The 1,326-nt window shown below is 54.0% G+C and carries 1 rRNA gene; it reads right to left on the bottom strand.

Features of this window, described 5'->3' with window-relative positions:
• Positions 1 to 28: 28 nt before the first annotated feature.
• Positions 29 to 1,326 (bottom strand): 16S ribosomal RNA (locus H6A28_RS14730); the annotation flags it as partial.

Genomic DNA, 1,326 nt, shown 5'->3' with positions numbered 1-1,326 from the left:
CAAGAACCTCTTCTCGGTCCCTCTCCAGAAAGGAGGTGTTCCAGCCGCACCTTCCGGTACGGCTACCTTGTTACGACTTAGCCCCAATTACCAGTTTTACCCTAGGGCGCTCCTTGCGGTTACGCACTTCAGGTACCCCCGGCTTTCATGGCTTGACGGGCGGTGTGTACAAGGCCCGGGAACGTATTCACCGCGCCGTGGCTGATGCGCGATTACTAGCGAATCCAGCTTCGTGGAGTCGGGTTGCAGACTCCAGTCCGAACTGAGAGAGGCTTTCGGGATTGGCATCCGGTCGCCCGGTAGCTGCCTTCTGTACCCCCCATTGTAACACGTGTGTAGCCCCGGACGTAAGGGCCGTGCTGATTTGACGTCATCCCCACCTTCCTCACATCTTACGATGGCAGTCTGTCCAGAGTCCTCAGCACTACCTGATAGTAACTGGACACGAGGGTTGCGCTCGTTATGGCACTTAAGCCGACACCTCACGGCACGAGCTGACGACAACCATGCAGCACCTTCACAGACGCCTTGCGGCTTGCCTGTTTCCAAGCAATTCGTCTGCAATTCAAGCCCGGGTAAGGTTCCTCGCGTATCATCGAATTAAACCACATGTTCCTCCGCTTGTGCGGGCCCCCGTCAATTCCTTTGAGTTTCACCGTTGCCGGCGTACTCCCCAGGTGGGATACTTAACGCTTTCGCTAAGCCGCTGACAGTCTATCGCCAACAGCGAGTATCCATCGTTTACCGTGTGGACTACCAGGGTATCTAATCCTGTTTGATACCCACACTTTCGAGCCTCAACGTCAGTGGCGGGTTAGCAGGCTGCCTTCGCAATCGGGGTTCTTCGTGATATCTAAGCATTTCACCGCTACACCACGAATTCCGCCTGCCTCAACCGTACTCAAGGACGCCAGTATCAACTGCAATTTTAAGGTTGAGCCTCAAACTTTCACAGCTGACTTAACGACCCGTCTACGCTCCCTTTAAACCCAATAAATCCGGATAACGCTCGCATCCTCCGTATTACCGCGGCTGCTGGCACGGAGTTAGCCGATGCTTATTCATAAGGTACATACAAACACCTACACGTAGGTGACTTTATTCCCTTATAAAAGAAGTTTACAATCCGTAGGACCTTCATCCTTCACGCTACTTGGCTGGTTCAGGCTCGCGCCCATTGACCAATATTCCTCACTGCTGCCTCCCGTAGGAGTTTGGACCGTGTCTCAGTTCCAATGTGGGGGACCTTCCTCTCAGAACCCCTATCCATCGTCGACTAGGTGGGCCGTTACCCCGCCTACTATCTAATGGAACGCATCCCCATCG

The sequence above is a fragment of the Bacteroides mediterraneensis genome (assembly GCF_016900355.1).
Classification (GTDB): domain Bacteria; phylum Bacteroidota; class Bacteroidia; order Bacteroidales; family Bacteroidaceae; genus Phocaeicola.
Note: the sequence above shows the minus strand (reverse complement) of the source record. Positions and strands in the feature narration are given on the sequence as shown.